Annotated in this window: 2 protein-coding genes and 1 pseudogene; all 3 read right to left on the reverse strand. The window is 47.9% G+C overall.

Going from position 1 to position 1,039, the window contains the following annotated elements:
- Window positions 1-161, reverse strand: a pseudogene (locus tag R7Z49_RS23625) (phage recombination protein Bet); the annotation flags it as partial.
- Window positions 162-240: 79 nt separating this feature from the next.
- Complete coding sequence (locus R7Z49_RS23630; protein WP_012368368.1) at window positions 241-660, reverse strand: single-stranded DNA-binding protein; 420 nt, start codon at window positions 658-660, stop codon at window positions 241-243.
- A 15-nt stretch (window positions 661-675) separates the two neighbouring features.
- Window positions 676-1,002: a hypothetical protein gene (locus R7Z49_RS23635; RefSeq protein WP_025586964.1), complete on the reverse strand. Its 327-nt coding sequence runs from the start codon at window positions 1,000-1,002 to the stop codon at window positions 676-678.
- Between the last annotated feature and the right edge of the window lie 37 nt (window positions 1,003-1,039).

A 1,039-nucleotide genomic window follows, 5' to 3' on the forward strand; every position in this document is an offset into this window, starting at 1 on the left:
CCGTACTGATCTGCAACCACCAAGAGCGCCATCATCTGCTCATTGGTCGGTGCACTACCGTCACGTTGCTTGAATGCTGTTGCTTTTAGGGTATCGAACAACTTGTTTGGATCGACACTAAAGCGCTCAGCAAAGCGTTGGATTAGCTTTGGTTTTTCCATTATGGACTCCGACAATCAAAGTGGGAGTCTGCCCCTGACGGGAAAGTACTCCCGGCTGGGTTAAAGCGTTATCGCTCGGTTAAAAATCTGGTTCAGGATAAGTTTGTGCCCAATTAGCTTGGGAGCTCGCATCATCCGCCGGTGATGGCTCAGATGCTTTGTTCACACTATCAAGAAGCAGAAACTCATCCGCGTCCACTTCGGTCAATCGATGCTTAATGCCATCTTTCTCCCATGAGCGCGTGCGCTGAGGCCCTTGAACAAAAAGCTTCGCTCCTTTTTGGATCAAATCTTTTGCTCTTAGCCCTAACTTAAATCCACCACGATCTCGAAAAACGACCCGATGCCATTCCGTATGCTCTTTGAGCTCATTGGATTGACGGTCGCGCCATTTCTCAGAAGTGGCCAGTGAAATGCTGGTCACTAAATCACCTGATGGATAGGCTCGCGTCTCTGGCTCAGAGCCAACGTAGCCTATGAGTGTTACTTGGTTTTTCATGATGTTCTCCTCGTCTTAGTTGAACTCTGTGCACACAGTTGCTTCTACCCGACTGGGCAAAGAAGACTGACGACGCAGATAGGTTGGTATTTCGAGTAAAGCCATGTCGTACTGATGTGGCTCTTTGTAAAACGCAGATGTCAAACGGGGCATACCAGGAGCTTTAGGCACTGCCATTGGACGACGTTTTGGTGTTGGTGTGAGCAATCGCTTGATTTGAGTAAGTACAAATCGAAACGAGCGCACGCATTGACGAGCAAGCAATCGCAAAAGCGACCAGCTCAGTTTTGCAAGCAACATAATGCCTGCGATTTGGATAATAAATCCGAAGATATATTCCATTGGTGACTCCTTAATTTGGTTGTGAAGGAGTCACCCC

This window comes from Vibrio sp. 1562 (assembly GCF_033340155.1).
GTDB classification, from domain to species: domain Bacteria; phylum Pseudomonadota; class Gammaproteobacteria; order Enterobacterales; family Vibrionaceae; genus Vibrio; species Vibrio alginolyticus.

Coding starts and splice junctions, on each gene's coding strand:
- R7Z49_RS23630 (WP_012368368.1), bottom strand. CDS start 660: ATGAAAAACCAAGTAACACTCATAGGCTACGTTGGCTCTGAGCCAGAG.
- R7Z49_RS23635 (WP_025586964.1), bottom strand. CDS start 1,002: ATGGAATATATCTTCGGATTTATTATCCAAATCGCAGGCATTATGTTG.